Annotated in this window: 16 protein-coding genes; 12 read left to right on the plus strand and 4 right to left on the minus strand. The window is 35.2% G+C overall.

The features are described from left to right. Positions 1-3 precede the first annotated feature (3 nt). The 8 genes from BST93_RS02390 (at position 4) to tsaB (ending at position 8,212) form a co-directional block, all read left to right on the plus strand. A complete protein-coding gene (locus BST93_RS02390; protein ID WP_042277035.1) occupies positions 4-216 on the plus strand; it encodes a CAMCR motif-containing small membrane protein in 213 nt (70 codons plus the stop codon). A 96-nt stretch (positions 217-312) separates the two neighbouring features. Then, on the plus strand, positions 313-1,014 hold the full coding sequence (locus BST93_RS02395) for an ABC transporter ATP-binding protein (RefSeq protein ID WP_042277036.1): 702 nt from the start codon (positions 313-315) through the stop codon (positions 1,012-1,014). Further along, a complete protein-coding gene (locus BST93_RS02400; protein WP_042277038.1) occupies positions 1,007-2,254 on the plus strand; it encodes an ABC transporter permease in 1,248 nt (415 codons plus the stop codon). Before BST93_RS02395 ends, BST93_RS02400 begins: the two co-directional genes overlap by 8 nt. A gap of 1 nt (position 2,255) precedes the next feature. Next, positions 2,256-3,515 carry an ABC transporter permease gene (locus tag BST93_RS02405; protein WP_060523595.1) on the plus strand — a complete coding sequence of 420 codons (1,260 nt, stop codon included), beginning with the start codon at positions 2,256-2,258 and terminating at the stop codon, positions 3,513-3,515. Positions 3,516-3,527: 12 nt separating this feature from the next. Beyond that, complete coding sequence (locus tag BST93_RS02410) at positions 3,528-4,709, plus strand: efflux RND transporter periplasmic adaptor subunit (protein WP_042277042.1); 1,182 nt, start codon at positions 3,528-3,530, stop codon at positions 4,707-4,709. Between the two features lie 48 nt (positions 4,710-4,757). Continuing rightward, positions 4,758-6,221, plus strand: coding sequence for a TolC family protein (locus BST93_RS02415; RefSeq protein WP_105017941.1), 1,464 nt, complete (start codon positions 4,758-4,760; stop codon positions 6,219-6,221). Between the two features lie 5 nt (positions 6,222-6,226). Further along, entirely contained in the window at positions 6,227-7,513 is a 1,287-nt protein-coding gene (locus tag BST93_RS02420; RefSeq protein ID WP_105017942.1) for an efflux RND transporter periplasmic adaptor subunit, read from the plus strand. A gap of 9 nt (positions 7,514-7,522) precedes the next feature. Next, positions 7,523-8,212 (plus strand): tRNA (adenosine(37)-N6)-threonylcarbamoyltransferase complex dimerization subunit type 1 TsaB, encoded by a 690-nt coding sequence (gene tsaB / locus BST93_RS02425; RefSeq protein WP_105017943.1) that lies wholly within the window; start codon positions 7,523-7,525, stop codon positions 8,210-8,212. Here tsaB and BST93_RS02430 read toward each other — a convergent pair. Both BST93_RS02430 and BST93_RS02435 read right to left on the minus strand, forming a co-directional pair. Beyond that, positions 8,209-8,409, minus strand: coding sequence for a dodecin family protein (locus BST93_RS02430; RefSeq protein ID WP_042277049.1), 201 nt, complete (start codon positions 8,407-8,409; stop codon positions 8,209-8,211). The genes tsaB and BST93_RS02430 overlap by 4 nt on opposite strands. Positions 8,410-8,447: 38 nt before the next feature. Then, complete coding sequence (locus BST93_RS02435; RefSeq protein WP_105017944.1) at positions 8,448-9,353, minus strand: NifU family protein; 906 nt, start codon at positions 9,351-9,353, stop codon at positions 8,448-8,450. 241 nt (positions 9,354-9,594) lie between these two features. On the opposite strand from BST93_RS02435, the gene BST93_RS02440 reads away from it, so the two are divergent. Both BST93_RS02440 and BST93_RS02445 read left to right on the plus strand, forming a co-directional pair. Beyond that, on the plus strand, positions 9,595-10,596 hold the full coding sequence (locus tag BST93_RS02440; protein ID WP_042277053.1) for a PorP/SprF family type IX secretion system membrane protein: 1,002 nt from the start codon (positions 9,595-9,597) through the stop codon (positions 10,594-10,596). A 58-nt stretch (positions 10,597-10,654) separates the two neighbouring features. Further along, positions 10,655-11,194, plus strand: a complete 540-nt coding sequence (locus BST93_RS02445) for an RNA methyltransferase (RefSeq protein ID WP_105017945.1) — start codon at positions 10,655-10,657, stop codon at positions 11,192-11,194. Here the strand turns inward: BST93_RS02445 and folK are convergent. Then, positions 11,184-12,320 carry a 2-amino-4-hydroxy-6-hydroxymethyldihydropteridine diphosphokinase gene (gene folK / locus BST93_RS02450; protein ID WP_308736852.1) on the minus strand — a complete coding sequence of 379 codons (1,137 nt, stop codon included), beginning with the start codon at positions 12,318-12,320 and terminating at the stop codon, positions 11,184-11,186. The two genes, BST93_RS02445 and folK, sit on opposite strands and share 11 nt — an antisense overlap. Before the next feature lie 54 nt (positions 12,321-12,374). Between folK and BST93_RS02455 the strand changes: the two genes are divergently transcribed. Together BST93_RS02455 and BST93_RS02460 are read left to right on the plus strand one after the other, a co-directional pair. Then, positions 12,375-13,073, plus strand: coding sequence for a queuosine precursor transporter (locus tag BST93_RS02455; protein WP_105017947.1), 699 nt, complete (start codon positions 12,375-12,377; stop codon positions 13,071-13,073). Continuing rightward, complete coding sequence (locus tag BST93_RS02460) at positions 13,073-15,805, plus strand: AsmA family protein (RefSeq protein ID WP_105017948.1); 2,733 nt, start codon at positions 13,073-13,075, stop codon at positions 15,803-15,805. The genes BST93_RS02455 and BST93_RS02460 overlap by 1 nt, the downstream gene beginning before the upstream one ends. 58 nt (positions 15,806-15,863) lie before the next feature. On the opposite strand, the gene BST93_RS02465 is transcribed toward BST93_RS02460, so the two are convergent. Continuing rightward, positions 15,864-16,754: a DUF3078 domain-containing protein gene (locus BST93_RS02465; protein ID WP_105017949.1), complete on the minus strand. Its 891-nt coding sequence runs from the start codon at positions 16,752-16,754 to the stop codon at positions 15,864-15,866. Between the last annotated feature and the right edge of the window lie 47 nt (positions 16,755-16,801).

Here is a 16,801-nt window from a genome sequence, read left to right on the forward strand (position 1 = left end):
AGAATGAAAAGGTTTTTAGTATTACTCACTGTTTTTCTTTATTCCGCTTTCGCGAAAGCGCAATGTGCAATGTGCCGTGCCGTAATTGAAAGTTCTGGCAACAAAGCAGAGGCAGAAGGTTTAAACGATGGAATTACCTACCTAATGGCATTTCCATACATTTTAATTGGCGGTATTATATATATGATCTATCGCAGCACTACCAAAAAAACTTGATTTAACGTTTTTTTAGGTTCTGTCACTGTAACATCTGCGGAAATTTGAGGTCTAGTTAATATGTTTCTTTAAAGAAACAGAGTAACAACCATTATAATGATTGAAATTAAAGGCCTACACAAAAGTTACCGTACAGGTAACAATTCTCTTCATGTACTTAAGGGTATAGACTTTAGTGTTAAAGAAGGAGAACTAGTTTCAATCATGGGTTCCTCAGGTTCTGGTAAAAGTACATTGCTTAACATTCTAGGAATGTTAGACGAGGCAGATGAAGGTAGCTACGTTCTTGATGGTGTTCCTATTAAAAATCTCAATGAAAAAATTGCTGCCCAGTATCGAAATAAGTTTTTGGGGTTCATTTTTCAGTCTTTTAACCTGATCAATTACAAAACAGCAATTGATAACGTAGCCTTGCCACTTTATTACCAAGGAGTAAATAGAAAAGAACGTGAAGAAAAGGCGCTTCATTATCTAGATAAAGTAGGTCTGGCAAATTGGGCAACACACTTACCTAATCAACTTTCTGGAGGTCAAAAGCAGCGTGTCGCAATCGCTAGAGCGCTAGCCAGTGATCCAAAGGTACTACTTGCCGATGAGCCAACAGGAGCTCTAGATACCAAGACTTCATACGAAGTGATGGATCTTATTCAAGGAATTAATGATGAAGGTCGTACCATTCTTATTGTAACACACGAACCCGACATTGCCGAAATGACAAAGCGTGTGGTGAATTTAAAAGATGGTTTAATCATTGACGATCGTAAAGTAGAACAAGTAAAAGCTATCCAACATGTTTAATGTAGAAAGATGGCAGGAAATATTTGAAGCAATAAGCAAAAATAAATTACGTACTATTTTAACCAGTATGTCGGTCGCATCAGGAATCTTCATATTGGTAATTCTTCTTGGATTTTCCTCTGGAATACAAAATGGAGTTCGCAAACAATTTGAACAAGACGCTACTAATCGTATTCAGGTTTCCACAAGGGTAACTTCAAAAGGATATAAAGGATTAAATCCTGGAAGGCGATTACAATTGCGCAATGGTGATTACAATAACCTTACTGAAAAGTATGAAGATTATATTGAGTATAAAACGCCTTTATACTCAAATTGGGGCGGACAAATAAACTACAAGCAGCAGCAAGGTAATTACCGTATTGAAGGAGCCGAGGCAGACCAACAATACATAGAAAATCAAACATTAGTTTCAGGTCGATTCATCAGTCAGCAAGATGTTGATGAAAACCGAAAGGTAGCTGTTATCGGTTATCAAATTAAAGAAGATCTATTTAAGCAGGAAGATCCTATTGGTAAAACAATCCTCCTTAATAACAACATTAACTATAAAGTTATAGGAGTTTATACGGATCCTGGAGGAACTCGTGAAGAATCTAGAGCATTTATTCCTATATCTAGTGCACAACAAGTATTTAACGCAGGAGATAATGTAAATCGAATTGCAATAACGGTTGAGCCAGCTGCAACTTTTGATGAAACTGTGGAACGCAGTGCAATGCTAGCTCAAGCAATAGACAATGATTTAAGAACTAAATTTATTGTAGCTCCAGATGATCGTATAGCGGTTAGAGTTGACGACACATTAGAAGAAGCAAAGAAAATATTCGGATTGATCGATACAATAAGATTTGTTTTCTGGTTTATTGGTATAGGTACAATAATAGCAGGTGTAGTAGGTGTAGGGAATATTATGATCATTATCGTGCGTGAACGTACCAAAGAAATAGGAATACGTAAAGCTTTAGGAGCTCTACCTTCAGAAATTATATTTATGGTGCTCCAAGAGGCTATTTTTATAACATTAATTGCAGGACTATTAGGTTTGTTTGCAGGTGTAGGATTACTACAAATTTTTGCTCCTTATGTAGAAATGGATTTCATACACAATCCAACAGTAGACTTTACTACTGTTATGACTACGGTTTTCATTCTTGTTGTGGCAGGAGCACTAGCCGGCTTTATACCTGCTAGGAGAGCAGCTAATATTAAGCCAATTGAGGCATTAAGAGACGAATAGTATGTTTAATAGAGATCGTTGGAACGAAATATTAGAAGCGCTTAACGCAAATAGATTTAGAACCTTTCTAACCGCATTTGGGGTTTTTTGGGGAATAACAATACTAGTGTTGTTATTAGCTTTAACTAACGGTTTGCGTACAGGTGTAGCCGTTGATTTTGCAAATCAAGCTACAAACACCATGTTCATGTGGGGTCAAAGTACGTCAATGGCCTACAAAGGAATGAATAAAGGTCGTCGTGTTCAGTTCAAAACAGATGATATCGACGCTTTAAAAAATAACATTCCTGGATTAAAGTATGTCTCACCTAGATTACAACTAGGTGGTTATCGTGGAGCAAATAATGTTACTCGTAAAGAAAAAACAGGAGCCTTTCAGGTAAATGGAGATTACCCAGAATTTATTAATCAACAATACATGGATATTATCAAGGGTCGCTGGATCAGTTACTCAGATATTGATAATAAAATGAAAAGTGCGGTAATCGGTGTAGATGTAGAAAAAACTTTATTTGACTTGGGAGAAGAGCCTATCGGCTCGTACATAAAAATTAATGGTGTTAATTTTAAAGTGATAGGAGTGTTTAATAACCCAAACACAAAAGGAGATAGTGAGGAACAGGCGAATACCATTTTTATTCCTTTTACATCCTTTGCCAAGGCTTTCAACACAGCAGACAACGTTGGGTGGTTTACATTGACCGCTCATGATGATATCAGTATTACCGAATTAAAGCCAGACATACTTGCATTAATGAGATCCCAGCACAAAGTGCATCCAGATGATATGCGAGCTGTAGGTAATTTTGATTTAGCAGAAAGGTTTGCACAATTCTCAGGCCTTTTTAATATTCTAAAAATTGTTGGTTATTTCGTAGGAATACTTGTCCTTTTCTCAGGAGGAATCGGTATCAGTAATATCATGCTCATTGTAGTAAAAGAACGAACTAATGAAATAGGAGTGCGCCGTGCATTGGGAGCTACTCCTTGGATGATTAAAAAACAAATTCTTCAAGAATCACTTGTCCTTACCTTAATTTCTGGATTAGCAGGTATTGCATTTTCTGCATTAGTTATGTGGTTAATGAATTATGCACTGGATATGAATGGACCGGTAGATAATTTTAAAAATCCAACAGTAAATATAACAGTAATAATTATCGCTTTGATATTTCTTACTGTTGCAGGACTCTTTGCAGGATTAATTCCTGCTAGTCGTGCAACCACTATGAAACCAGTAGACGCTTTAAGAACAGAATAAACACTAACCTAGATGAAAAGAACAGGGACTATAATTGTTTTATTAGTAATCGTAATTTCCTCATTAATCGGAATTTATTGGATATGGCAAAAGGATCAAGAAGATCCGATTGAGTATGCCGCAGAACAACCAGAAACAAAAACGATCGTTAAAGAAACTGTCGCAACAGGTAGCATTGTACCTAAAGAAGAAGTTAATATTAAGCCTAATATTTCAGGTGTTATTGATAAAATTCATGTTGAAGCAGGTGAGTTTGTTAAAGCAGGTGATCTTATAGCAGAAATCAAAGTGGTTCCTAACGTGAGCTCACTTACAAATGCAAAGAATAGTATTGACCAAGCTCGTAACGCGGTACAAACCGCAAAACTTGCACTAGATAATCAGGAGTCGATTTATAAAAGGCAAAAACAGCTTTTTGATAAAGGAGTTGTAGCCGCAAATGATTTTGATCTAGCACAAAACGCATACAACAATGCGTTACAACGTTATAAACAAGAACAAGTCAATTTAAGAGGAGCACAACAAAATTATGACATCCTGCGCACAGGAACGACCTCAGGATCTTTGGGTAAATACGCACAAACAGCAATACGATCTACCGTTGATGGAATGGTACTTGACGTTCCAGTTAAAGAAGGAAACCAAGTAATTGAGGCAAATAATTTTAACGAGGGAACTAGCATTGCGGTTATTGCAGATATTAATAAGATGATATTTGAAGGTAAGGTAGATGAAAGTGAAGTAGGTAAAATCAAAGAAGGATTACCGCTTAAGATTACTGTAGGTGCCTATGATAACCAAAAATACGACGCAGTACTTGACTATATAGCTCCTAAAGGTGTAGAAGAAAATGGTGCTATTCAATTTGCGATTAAAGGAACCCTTAAAGCTCCAGAGGAAAACAAAACAAATTCATTTATACGAGCAGGACTCAGTGCAAACGCAAGTATTATCCTTGATCAACGTACCGATGTGCTTGCAATCAAGGAAGCCCTTGTACAATACGATAATGAGACAAAAAAACCTTTCGTTGAAATCCAAACAGGAGATCAACAATTCCAGCGCAAGGAAGTTGAATTAGGACTTAGTGATGGGATTTTTGTTGAAATTAAATCAGGTATCAGCAAGGACGACGCAATAAAAGTTTGGAATCCATTAAAAGCTCCACAAGGCCGTGGAGGATATAATGGATAAAATTCTTGTAACAAATCATCTTCGAGATCTACATATAGATATCCAATTATGAAAAAAGTACTCTTAATTATTATGTGTTTCGCTTTCGCGAAAGCGATTCAAGCACAATCAACAACATCTACCGATAAGAAATGGACTTTACAAGAGTGTGTACAATACGCACTGGATAACAACATTTCAATCAAACAAAGTGAGTTAGATTTAAAAGCAGCAGATGCCGATAAATTGAGCGCACTGGGTAATCTTTTACCGTCGTTAAATGCAGGTGCAGGAGTTTCAGAAAATACCGGATTAAGTTTTAACCCAGTTACCAATAACGCTCAAACAACAACATTCCTTTCTGCAACAGGAAGAGTTAATGTAGGTTATAACGTATTTGACGGGTTTAGAAACTTTAGACAATTACAAAGAGCAAAAATTTCAAAAATTGCTAGTGAATATCGTCTAGATAAAATGAAAGATGACATAGCGCTTGCAGTTGCAAATAACTACCTTCAAATACTTACAAATAAAGCAAATTTGAAAACCTTCAAAGCTCAAAACGAGATTACAAAGGATCAAATTAAGCAAACTCAAGAATTGGTAGATGCTGGTCAACTACCACGAGGAGATTTATTAGAAATCAAAGCTCAAGATGCTACAGAGCAACAACAAATTATCAACGCACAAAATGCTGTAATTATAAGTAGAGTAAGTCTTGCTCAATTGCTGTTGATTGAGGACTATGAGAACTTTGATATTGCCGATGAGGATTTTGAGGTAATTGATGAAGATGTTTCTGAAAAACCAGTTACAGAAATCATCAGTTCTGCTGAAGAAAATCGTTCAGAGGTTAGAATCGCAGAACAGAATTTAGAATTAGCCAAGAAAGACTTACAAATAGCCAAAGGAGCTTACTTGCCTACAGTAAGTGCGTTTTTTAGCTATGATACCAGATATACTAACAATGCCTCGTTTGACCAACGTATAGCCGACCCTAATAATCCTACCGAAACACAAATCATAGGAACTGTTGAAGGTACAGGACAAAATGTGGTAACTGAAGTGCCAGTATTAGAAACCGTACTAGTAGGAGCAGAGCCTTTTATAGATCAATTGTATCAAAACGATGGTATAGCTTATGGTTTCCAACTTAATGTTCCAATTTTCAATGGTTTTAGTGTTCGTAGTAATGTAGAGCGCAGTCAAATTAATATTGAACGTTCTAAATACCAATTAGAACAAGCAAAATTGGATCTAGAAAGTAGTGTGTACCAAGCTTACGTTGATGTACAAGGATCACGTCAGGCTTTTGACGCTGCAAAAACCGCATTAGAATCTCAAGAATTAGCTTATGAGTATGCAAAAGAAAGATATGATGTGGGACTTACAAATGCATTTGATTTTGGTCAAAGTAAGTTGAGATACGACAATGCTATCATTACATTAAATCAAGCTAAATACGACTATATCTTTAGACTTAAGGTGCTTGAATTGTTTTTTGGGATAGAACCTCTAGAATTAAAATTATAAGATAAATGAAAAAAACTTTAATCATCATAGGTATTATTATCGTTGTAGCGGTTTTAGGTTTAATCGGTCTTAAATCGACTGGAGCCATAGGCGGCGGTGATAAAGGTTTACTGGTAGAGACCAAGGAAGTGACAAAAATGAATGTCACAGAAACAGTAAGTGCTACCGGAAAAATCAGACCAGAGGTTGAAGTTAGTATCTCTCCAGAAGTTCCTGGTGAAATCATTGAATTACCTATTAAAGAAGGTCAGGCTGTTAAAAAAGGAGACTTACTTGTGCGCATTAATCCAGATTTATTAGAATCAAGTGTTAGTCGTACAAGAGCTGGTGTGGCAAATGCAAGAGCCGGATATGAACAAGCAAAAGCAACCCTTGCTGAGGCAACTGCAAATTATAACAGAAGTAAGCAACTTTTTAATAAAGGAGTAATTTCTCAGGCAGATTTTGATACCAGTACAGCTGCCTATGAAAGAGCCAAAGCATCAGAACGTAGTGCGTTTTATAATGTTCAAAGTGCAGGTGCTACTCTTAATGAAGCATCTGACAACTTACAGCGTACTAGTATTTATGCTCCTATGTCTGGTACAATTTCACTTCTTGCAGTTGAATTAGGTGAACGTGTAGTTGGTACACAACAAATGGCAGGAACAGAATTATTAAGAGTAGCCGACTTATCTTCCATGGAGGTAGAAGTAGATGTAAATGAAAATGATATCGTTAAGATTGAAGTAGGAGATAAGGCAATCGTCGAGGTTGACGCTTATTTAAAGAAGGAATTTGAAGGTGTTGTTACTGAAATTGCAAATACGGCAAGCGGTCAATTAACGGCAGATCAAGTAACAAATTTTAAAGTTAAGGTTAGAATTTTACCAGAAAGTTACACTGACTTGTTAGAAGGTAAAAGTGAAAATTACAGTCCGTTTAAACCAGGTATGACCGCAACAGTAGATATTATTACTAGAGAAAGTAAAGATATTGTTGCAGTGCCAATAAGTTCGATAGTAGTTAAAACTGATACTACAGAAAAAAAGAAAAGGTCAGAAATTTCTTTGGATGCTAAAAAGTTTGAGTGTGTCTATGTATTAAATGGTAACAAAGCCAAGCTTAGAGTAGTAGAGACAGGAATTCAAGACAACAGTAACATCGTTGTCACAGATGGTCTGGATATAGGAGAAACAATCATTACCGGTCCTTATCGAGCAGTTACTGATAAATTAAAAACGGGAAAACTAGTTCGTGTTAAAAAGGATCGCTCAAATGATACTTCAGAATCGGAATCTGAAGAAAATTAAATTTCAGCTATGCCATTGATTCTTTGTATTGAAACAAGTAGTACTAATTGTTCAGTTGCAATAGCTAACGACAGCGCTACTGCTAGTAATATATATGGTGCTGCTATGGTGCTGGATATTCTTGAAGACAATAGTGATTCATACAATCATGGTGAAAAGCTTCATGTTTTCATAGATGAAATCACCACTAGGAATGGATATGTAATGGGTGATTATGATGCTATTGCTGTAAGCTCTGGACCAGGATCATATACTGGGTTAAGAATTGGTGTGAGTGCAGCTAAAGGTTTGAGTTTTGCCCTAGACGTACCTTTAATTGCTATTGATACACTACAAGCATTATCTACAATTAATAAAATTGATTCCGAATTTACAGCCGCTTTTCTTGATGCACGTCGCATGGAAGTATATGCTTCAATATTTGACCGATCAGGTAAACGAGTACTTGAATCACAACCAGTAGTTGTTGAAGATGATTCTTTTATTCGCTTTCGCGAAAGCGGAACAATATCCTACATAGGAACTGGTATAGAAAAAACGAGAGAACTTCTAAATATCGAACAGCAATATATCACGGAAGTAAACCCAACAGCAGCAGCACTGTGTGCTCTCGCTATTGATGGGTATAAAAAAAGCGACACCGTTGATGTCGCTTATTTTGAGCCAAATTATCTCAAAGAATTTAAGATAGGTGGTTAAATTACTTCAAATGTAATTTTTACATTAACTCTATACTCGGTTACTTTTCCATCTTTAACTTGAGCACTTTGCTCGTTGATGTAAACCGATCTGATGTTGTTGACGCTTTTTGCAGCTTGTTCCACTGCATTATTAGTTGCGTCTTCCCAGCTCTTATCGCTGTTTGCTAATACTTCTATAACTTTTAAAATTGCCATAACTTTATTGAATTGATTTCTATAAAGTTATAATAAAATTATCCATTAAGAGCAACTACACGATCAATTTTACCAGGAATCATCTCTTTAAGCATCGTTTCAATTCCATTTTTTAAGGTAATAGTAGATGATGGACAACCGCTACAAGCACCTTGTAGAATAACGCTTACCTCTTTGGTATTTTCATTGTAGTTTTCAAAAGCAATATTACCACCATCACCAGCAACAGCAGGTTTAATGTACTCGTCTAGTATCTCCACAATTTTTTGAGAGATGTCATCTAAATTTTCAAAAACTTTTTGATTTTCTTCGGGCTCCTTACTTTTCTCAATAGCTTTTGATTCATGATTGCTAGTACCTATTTCTAGACCATTTTCCATGGATTCTTTTATCATGGAACGCAACTCATTACTTACTTCATTCCAATCTATAATATCGTGTTTAAGAATGGAGATGTAATTTTCAGAAACATATAATTCCTTTACAAAGGAAAACTCGAATAATTTTCTAGCTAGGCTTCCGGTTTGAGTATCGCCTATTGATTTAAATTCAATAGGTTTTACTACAAGCTTTTTATTTGCCACAAATTTCATGGCATTAGGATTAGGTGTTGACTCCGCGTAAACCGTTACTGGAATCTTCTTTGTTTTTGATTCTTCAGTTAGTAAAGGTTTGTCGCTATTGAGGTAGGTTTCAATTTGAGTAGCAACCTCTTGCTGTACATCAGTCCATTGTACTATATCATATCGTTCAATGGCTATGAAATTTTGTGCTATATATACTGTTTTTACAAAAGGTAAGTAGAACAATTGTTGTGCAAGTGGCGATGGTTTTGCCTCGTCTATATTTTTAAATTCGTAGCTGTTGTTTTTTACTAAAAACTGACTGCTTTCAAACTTTACAATAGCCTCATTTGCAGTAGGTACGATTTCAATTTTATGCATTGTGAAATTTTTGAACAAAGATAGTTGGTTTCTTAGTTTAAAGCAGTTCAAACAATCAGAACATTTTATAGAGGACTATAGGAATTTGATACTCGATGAAATACTCGAACTAGCTGTTGAATAAAACCTATCTCTAGAGAATTTATTATATATTTACGCCTGTTTGAAAAAAACCAACAAGTTTTGTTTTAAAACAAATCTAATTTTCAAACGTTTAGGAAAATAGACTATTATCTACCGCATGAAAAAGATACTTTTAACACTAGCAGTTGTTCTAGGAATACAATGTGTGACAGCTCAAGAAGGTGTACCTGTTTACTTAGATTATTTAACCGATAATTATTATTTATTACACCCATCAATGGCTGGTGCAGCGGCTTGTGGAAAGGTACGTGGTACCGTTAGACAGCAATGGTTTGATCAATCAGACGCACCTAACTTACAAACCCTTTCATTTAACACTGGAGTAGGAGAAAACAGTGGTGTAGGAGCGATTTTATTTAATGACCGTAATGGTTACCATTCACAAACTGGAGCTTACTTATCTTATGCATACCACTTACAAGTAGGTGGTGGATATGAAGATTTAAATAGATTATCTTTTGGTATAAACGCTGGTATGGTTCAAAGTCGTCTAGATGAATCTGAATTTGATTTAACTGATTTTGATCCTATTATAACAGGCGTTTTGCGTAGTGACAGTTACTGGAATATCGATATAGGAGCTTCCTATTTTTTCAAAGAATTTTATGCTCACTTTACAGTAAAGAATGCTCTTTTCCAAAATCGTGATCTTTTTAGTCGTGAATTTGAAAGTACAAATCAAAGACGTTACATAGCTACATTGGGTTATTTATTTGCACCTAGAAATAGTAAGTGGCAATGGGAACCATCTGTATTATATCAAAGAACTGATAGAACAGCTGAGCAGTTCATGGATTTCAACGCAAAGGCATATTATGATTTAAATGATACTAGTGTCTTATATCTAGGTTTATCTTACCGTCAAAGTTTTGATGGTGCAGAATATTTAGACGGTAATAGTGTACAAGAACAAAACTTGAGTTTACTTTCTCCAATATTAGGGGCGAAAATAGATAACTTCACTATTGCTTATACCTACAGCTACCAATTTGGAGATATACGATTTGATAGTGGTGGTTTTCACCAAATTACATTAGGAATTGATTTCTTATGTCGTAAAGACAGATGGAGTTGTAACTGTCCTGCTGTAAACCTATAAACCAACTTTATTTTATTATTAAGGCAGCTGCAAAGCTGCCTTTTTTAATTAAATCAAGATGAGAAAATTACTTAATGAAGAGCTAGATAGGTTAGATGTTGATGCCTATAAAAACAGCGACAAAACACCCATTACGATTGTTTTAGATAACATACGTAGTCTTAATAATATAGGAAGCGTTTTTAGAACAGCCGATTGTTATCGTGTCGAGAAAATAATATTATGTGGTATAACAGCCCAACCACCGCATAGGGATATTAGAAAGACAGCTCTAGGCGCAACAGAATCTATTGAATGGCAATATGTAGAGGATACCTTAAAAGCACTAGAAAATCTAAAAAATAATCAATACCACTTGTGTGCTATAGAACAAGCCGAAAACAGTACCAGCTTGTATCATTTTAAACCTGAGAAAGGACAAAAACTAGCCGTTGTATTTGGGAACGAGGTTAAAGGAGTACAGCAGCAAGTTGTAGACTATTGCGATACGATTATTGAGTTACAGCAATTCGGGACAAAACACAGTCTAAACATTTCAGTTTGTGCAGGAATTGTGATTTATGACCTTTTCAATAAAGTAAGTTCACTTAGGAGTTGATTTGATCCAGTATTGTGATGTAATCCTCATGCTTATTGACAAAATCAAGTTCAGTTACATCAATAACTTTGATTTTTAAACTGTCTTGCGTTTTGATAAAATCTGCATATCCTTTCTGGATTTCCATTAGATATTCAGTTTGAATATCTTGTTCATATTCACGACCTCTTTTCTTAATGTTATCCAGTAAACGCTCCTCAGTTTGGTACAAATAGATGTACAATTCTGGTTTGACGAGCTCTTTATACATCATGTAAAACAGTCGTTTGTATAAAGTATATTCCTCTTCTGATAATGTTATTTTACTAAAGATAAGTGACTTTACCACGTAGTAATCAGCTACCGTGAATTCTTTAAAAAGATCCTGTTGACCTATTTCATCATGTAGTTGCTGGTAGCGATCAGCTAGGAATGACATTTCTAGTGAAAAAGCATAACGTTCTTGTTCTTTATAAAACAAGGGCAAAAAAGGATTATCGGCAAATCGTTCAAGAACTTCCTTTCCCGTAAAATCTTCACCTATTTTATGTGTTAAACTAGTTTTTCCTGACCCAATATTTCCTTCAATGGCAATGAAATTATGGCGTTGAATGGGATATCGTTTTCGCGAAAGCGTAATTTCAACATCATCCACAGGTTCTAATGGCTCCATTTTAGATGCAATATTACCTATGTGAATGGTTTCGTTTTCTATTTCCCATTCTTTGCAGAAATCCAATAAGGGTAATACAACAAAATTCCGTTCTTGCCAATGTTTATGGGGAATATCAAGCCTTTCTGACTGGAATTGGATGTTATCATAAAAAATGATATCCAGATCGATAGGGCGACTCTCATAATGATCTGTGACCTTAACCGATCGACCCATTTCACTTTCAATATTTTTAAGCTTATCAAGTACATCTTGCGGTGTGTAAATAGTGTGAATTAGAAGAACCGTATTATAAAAATCAGGTCCATCAAATCCAAAACTTTGGCTTGCATACACTTTTCCAGCCTTAATGATTAAACCAATTTTGGTTTCAATAAGTCGTGTAGCGCGTTCTATTTGGTTTTTTTTATCACCTAGGTTTGTGCCTAACGCTATGATTACCTTATGATTGCCTATTTTTGAGATGCCTATAATTTTATCGCCAAATTAAGGAATATTTACTCGACCATAAACTACTTTTACACCTATATGAAAACACTTACTGGTAGGGATTTACGTCGAGCAAATCGTATCTATCTGGTTCTAGCAGCTTTATTTATTTGCTCCCTAGTCGTTTCAAATTTAATTTTTCAGAAGTTTTTTTATTGGAATCCATTTGGATGGTTCAATTTTGAGCTATCTGTTGGGTTAATGCCGTATCCTGTTACTTTTTTGGTTACTGATTTAGTAAGTGAAATTTATGGTAAACGCAAGGCTAACGAATTGGTGCTAGCAGGAATTTTTGCAAGTATTTTTAGTCTTATTATCATCTTTATTGCCGATGCTGCTCCTGCCGTAAAAGACAGCCCTATTCAAGATGTTGTCTTTACAAAAGTTTTTGGAGCTACTACAATCGCAGTTATTGCTAGTATGACGGCTTATTTGTGTGCTCAATTTGTAGATATTCAATTATATCATTTTTGGAAACGTCTTACTAAAGGGCGCATGTTATGGCTGCGTAACAATTTAAGTACGGTTTTTTCACAATTTGTTGACACACTGGCAGTTTTATTATTGCTATGTTCAACAGAGATAATTTCCTGGGACAATTTTATACCCTTTTTAATCTCAGGAGTATTATTTAAAATGTTAGTGGCCTTATTTGATACACCGTTGTTGTATTTAGGCGTAGGCATTTTTCAGCGTATGTTCAAACTTAAAATGGGAGAAGAAATTAAAGTCGATTGATGAAAAAAATATTGAAAATAGTAGGAGTATTTGTGCTCGCGGTTGTGGTGTTGTTAATAGCAGCTCCATTTCTATTGAAGGATCAAATTGCACAAGTGATCAAGGATAAACTCAACAACAGCCTTAATGCTCAGGTGGACTTTGCCGAGGTTGATTTAAGCTTATTCAGTGCATTTCCAGATGCCTCACTTAACTTAAAAAAACTTCAGGTAATCAATAAAGAGCCTTTTGTAGGTGATACATTGTTTTACAGTGACGCTATTAAATTGTCGTTACCCGTTATGGATTTATTCAATGAAGTCGGTGAGCCTATTGAAGTATATGAATTAACAATTGACGATGCTATAGCTAGATTGAAGGTTAATGCAACAGGTGCCGCAAACTGGGATATTGCTGTTAGGGATTCCGCTTTCGCGAAAGCGGAAACGACACAAACACCTCAAGAAAACACAGGATTTGTATTTGACCTTAACCATTATGAAATTAATAATTCAAGTTTTTCTTATATCGATGAGGAGAGTAAGAATGTGTTGCTCCTTAATGACTTAAATCATGAAGGTACGGGTGATTTTAGTTTAAATGAATCTACCTTACAAACCATCACAAATGCCAAGGTTACTTACGAGTTGGACGGTATAAAGTATGTTAATGATCAAGATGTCTCACTAGTAGCTGATGTTCTCATGAACCTAGATGATCAACGTTATACTTTTAAAGAAAATGAAGCAAAGGTGAATGACTTATCACTGGAATTAGACGGTTTTGTTGATTTAGAAGAAAATAGCACGCTCGTTGATCTTACATTTAAAACTCCAAGTTCTGATTTTAAAAACTTTTTTGCTCTTATTCCACAAGAGTACCGTAGCAATTTAGAAGGCATAACAACAACAGGAGACTTTATTGTCAACGGGACTATAAACGGTGAGGTTACCGACGAATTAATTCCTAAAATGGATATAAAAGTATCGTCGCAAAATGCATCATTCAAATATCCAGATTTACCACAAACAGTTCGTAATATTAATTTTAACGCAGCCTTACTTAATACTACTGGTAAGGTTGAGGATACTTATTTAAGTGTGCCTAGCGCAACTTTTAATCTTGCTGGTGAAACAGTAAGTGCCAAAGCACTGGTTACAAGACTTACGGAAAATATGAAAGTGGACCTAGAGGCTCGTGGTATTATTGACCTTCTGAAATTACAACAAGCCATACCTTTTCCTGATAACACCTCATTGAATGGAATTTTAGATTTAGACATTGCAACGGTGTTTGATATGGAAAGTGTAGAGAATGAACGCTATGCGAATATCCAAACCAAAGGACTGGCAAAACTTAGAGATTTCACCTATCAAGGTGATGCGTTTAACCAATCCTTTGATGTAAGCACTGCTGTAATTAATATGAATAATAGTCGTGTAAAATTAGAAAGTTTTAATGCTAGAACAGGTAATACAGATCTTAACGCATCGGGAACAATTAATAATTTAATTGGGTTTTTATTTGAAGATCAAAAGCTTAAAGGAAACTTCAAAGTATCGTCTGATCAATTTGATACTTCTGATTTCATGAGTACTACAACTGGTTCCAAAGAAGAAACTATTACAACAGAAAATAAAAGTGTCGCTACTACCAATAATGAGGCAATCAAAATACCAGATTTTCTAGATGCTCAGTTGGATTTTAATGCTAATCGCGTGATTTATGATAATATCACGTTGAATGATGTGTCTGGAATCGCTATGGTAAGAGATGAAACTTTGTTTTTAAACGATCTAAAAACAAAAGTTTTTAATGGTACCATCGGTCTAGACGGAACTGTTTCTACAAAAGGTACTACTCCTAAATTTAAGATGGCCTTAAATATGAATGAACTCGATATCGCACAATCGTTTCAGGGATTTGAAATGTTTCAAAAATTAGTACCGTTAATTAATGCATTTAAAGGGAAACTAAATACCGATCTTGAAATACAAGGAGATTTGTCTAATGATCTTACTCCTGTTTTGACTACAATAGCTGGTGATGCATTTGCACAACTTTTAACCGATGACGTTGATACTAGTCAAAATAAATTACTTAATCTACTGGATAATAAATTAGGTTTTATTGATGTAAACAATTTAAATCTAAGAGACATAACTACTAAACTTAAACTAAATAACGGAGCGGTAGAAATAGCACCTTTTGATTTTAATATTAAGGATATAAAAGTAGTTGCTAGTGGTAAGCACAGCTTGTCCAATTCAATGGATTATACCTTGAACTTAGAGGTTCCTGCAAAATATTTTGGTAAAGAAGGAGCTAGTTTACTATCAAAGTTAGAAAGTAAAGAAATAGATCAAATCACCGTACCTGTTCCAGTAAAATTAGGTGGTAGTATAAGCTCGCCTTCAGTAGATTTAAATCTTGATCTAGCGGTCAAAAATTTAACAAACCAAATTATTGAGATTCAAAAGCAAAAGTTGAAGGATAAAGGCGAGGAAGCTGCCAATAACGCAATCAACGATATCTTACAAGGCAATAATCCACTGGATAACATTAAGGATGTTATCAAAGGAGATAAAGGTCAAGTTAAAGACAGCACACAGACTACAAGTCCCGTTTCTTCAACCGCCGATTCTTTAAAGCAAAATACTAAAGACAAGGTTAAAGAGACTGCAGGTAATTTAATTAAAGATCTATTTGGTCGTAACAAGAAAAAGCCAGTTGATACTACCAAGGCTAAATAAAAAAACCTCCTTTTAGAAAGATGTTCTAAAAGGAGGTTTTTAATAGTGGTTGTTATTATTATAGCTTGTAGTTTAATCCTAAACCAAATACTTCACGTACTTGAAAAGCTCCTACTGCATTATCATCGTAGATCGCTTGGAAAATTAAGTTTGCACTTAACCACTCGTTTACCTTCATGTTAACGTTTGCACTGTAATTGATATCAATGTTACCAGGATTTTCTAGGTAATTAGAATATAGGGCAAGAACGTTAGACATAGTTATGTTTTCTGCTATAGTAAAGTTATAGATACCATTAAGAGAAGCGCCAAACTCAAATCTAGAGGAATCGCCAGCATCCACACCAAAATAATCGCCATCTACATAACCAGGAACACTTGTAAATGCATCGTCAACAAAAATAAATCTAGCTGTAGCAGGAGCGATGTTTACTTGTAAGTCATCGCTTTTTCTGTATAAGATACCAGGACCAAATGATAAATAACCTGGTGATAGAAATTTAGTAAATTCAGTACGAGTTTCATTTCCATCAACGTCCTCACCAAATCGGTATCCAGTTGTCCATTGAGATAAAAAGTTTAAAAAAGCAGAATAAGACCAGTTGCTTTCCTCTTTAATTTTATAACCGTAAACAGAGTTTAATTCAATACGGTCGTTGGTTTTTCTTGTAAATTCCTGATTATCCAGTTTTGTTATACCGTATTCTGCAATAATTTTATTATCCCAGGTTGTACGTCCTTTCAAATAATTAAGGTCATAATTTACACCTAGGTTTAAAGAAATGTTTGAGGTACCACCACCAGTCCATTCTGCATTAAAGGCACTCTGGTTGAATAAAGCTTGGAAGTTACCACCTTTAGACCATCCTTCTTTAGGTGCGTCGTCATCTTGTGCGATTGCTGTAAATGAGGTTCCTAGAACCGCAAGTAAAAGTAAAATTTTTTTCATTAAACTTAATTTTTATGCGGCAAAGGTACATTTATCTGCTAGTGAGA

Origin of the sequence: Nonlabens tegetincola (assembly GCF_002954355.1) — a bacterium.
Taxonomy (GTDB): Bacteria; Bacteroidota; Bacteroidia; order Flavobacteriales; family Flavobacteriaceae; genus Nonlabens; species Nonlabens tegetincola.